A 1663-nucleotide genomic window follows, 5' to 3' on the forward strand; every position below is an offset into this window, starting at 1 on the left:
TGAACTGCACCCCGTCAAGTAGACAGTACAAAAAATAAAAATCAATTAAGCGGCTTTGGTCCTGAATTCCATCGGACTGAGGCCGTTTAGTTTTGCTTGTAACCGTTCGTAATTGTAAAAGTGGATGTAGGCCTGGATGTCTTTTTCGAGCTCCTCAAAGGTATGGTAGGTGTGTAAATAATACTTCTCGCATTTTAGGGTTCCCCAGAAAGATTCCATTGGACCGTTATCGATGCATCGTCCAACACGGGACATACTCTGAGTCATTTTGTTATCGTCCAAGAGCTTCTTGAAGTCCAGAGAGGTATATTGGAAACCCCGGTCGCTATGAAGCATGGGCTTGCTTCCTGGTGTTTCTTGCAAGGCCCGTTTCAATGTCTGAAATACAAGAGGATTGTTATTGGAACACCCGAATACATAGGAGACGATGGATTTATCATGAAGGTCGAGAATAGCGCTTAAATACGCTTTTTGGCCATTGCCGTACTTGAATTCCGTCACATCCGTAACCCACTTTTCATTTGGCGCATCTGCAGTGAATTTGCGGTTCAGCACGTTCTCAGCTACCTGCTGTGGAGTGGATCTCGCATATCTCTTTTTCTTCCTCCGGATGACGGATTGAATTCCTTGTATCTTCATCAGCCGGTACACGCGCTTTTGGTTAATCGTTTTTCCCGTTTGGCGGCGCATGTGTAACGTTAATTGACGGTATCCAAAGGTACGCTCGACTTTCTCATAAATGGACATCATGACATGCGTCAGCTCTGCATTTTCCTGCTCATGGGAACTGGGCTTGCGATTTAGCCACTTGTAATAGCTTGAACGTGAAATGCCTGCAATTTCACACAGAAGATGAACGCTGAACAACGCTTCTTCCTGAAGCGCTTGAATAGCAAGATAGACATTCTCTTGACGGTATTGGCTTAGCTTCGCCTCCTTTGGAATTCCTGTAACTTTTTTAGAAATGCATTCTCCGCCCGAAGCCGCTCGTTTTCATATTCCATCTTTTTCATCTCGAGTTTTTGGCGATCGGCCTCTGCTAATTCCTCCGGCGCTTTCTTTCTTCCCCGTCCATCCTTTAACGCATCCTGACCGCCATCTTCAAACTTCTTCACCCATTGGTAGACTTGCTGGTAGGAGACCTGAAAATGGTCCGCTGTCTTATGGTAGTCATGCTGATGAGCAAGACAGTATTGCACAATATCGATCCGTTCCTGCCAAGTCGTCGAACGCCCCTTCGTCATCGCTTTCGCTCCTCCTGAATAAGCTTTTAAGCTGCTATGACGATTATACTCCTTAATCCAGTTGAAAAGCTGCGTTCTACTTGCAATCTTGTATTTATCGATGATCTGATATTGGGACAATCCTCCCTCTATGTAATCCTTCACCGCTTGGAGCTTAAGCTCAGCACTATAACTTCGATTATGGTTTCGTTTTTCTAACCCCTCATAACCATACACCTTGTAACAACGACGCCATTTCGCCAAAGTCGTTTTGCTGATACCGTATTTCTTGGCTGCAGCCTTAACACCAATTTCGCCACTTGCGATTTCATCAAGGATAATGAGTTTCTCTGACGCATCATATTTTTTATTAGGCATAAAAAAGCTCCCCATACACAGGTTTTATTATTTCACCTGTCTACCGTAAGGGGAGCATATCA

General features: G+C 44.5%; 2 protein-coding genes. Both read right to left on the minus strand.

Features of this window, described 5'->3' with window-relative positions; all coding sequences use genetic code 11:
• Nucleotides 1-45: 45 nt before the first annotated feature.
• On the minus strand, nt 46-966 hold the full coding sequence (locus LQV63_RS31190) for an IS3 family transposase (protein WP_325175951.1): 921 nt from the start codon (nt 964-966) through the stop codon (nt 46-48).
• Nucleotides 924-1601: a helix-turn-helix domain-containing protein gene (locus tag LQV63_RS31195; protein WP_233699648.1), complete on the minus strand. Its 678-nt coding sequence runs from the start codon at nt 1599-1601 to the stop codon at nt 924-926. The genes LQV63_RS31190 and LQV63_RS31195 overlap by 43 nt, the downstream gene beginning before the upstream one ends.
• Nucleotides 1602-1663 lie beyond the last annotated feature (62 nt).

It is taken from the genome of Paenibacillus profundus, assembly GCF_021369635.1.
Classification (GTDB): domain Bacteria; phylum Bacillota; class Bacilli; order Paenibacillales; family Paenibacillaceae; genus Paenibacillus_B; species Paenibacillus_B profundus.

Coding starts and splice junctions, on each gene's coding strand:
- LQV63_RS31195 (WP_233699648.1), bottom strand. CDS start 1,601: ATGCCTAATAAAAAATATGATGCGTCAGAGAAACTCATTATCCTTGAT.